Below are 220 nucleotides of genomic sequence, written 5' to 3' on the forward strand. Positions count from 1 at the left end.
CTTTTAGTCTTGAGCCGCTGCATTAACAGCAGTCTCAACCCACTTATACCAGCTAGAGCTTGTGTCCTGATCAGATACCGCGCCGATGTAATCTACGCTCTCAAAGAAGCTTGAGTCTAGGCCACTTAAATCGTTAGCATTAATTGAAACATCTGCTGAGGCAGTGTTTGTTGCAAAGCCATTTTCAGCCAAAACCGATACATCATCAGTCAAAATTTCG

The 220-nt window shown here is 43.6% G+C and carries 1 pseudogene; it reads right to left on the bottom strand.

Annotated elements, in window-relative coordinates:
• Positions 1-3: 3 nt before the first annotated feature.
• Positions 4-220: pseudogene (locus tag CWC14_RS19015) on the bottom strand (hypothetical protein); the annotation flags it as partial.

The sequence above is a fragment of the Pseudoalteromonas sp. S3260 genome (genome assembly GCF_005886925.1).
Lineage (GTDB): Bacteria > Pseudomonadota > Gammaproteobacteria > Enterobacterales > Alteromonadaceae > Pseudoalteromonas > Pseudoalteromonas tetraodonis.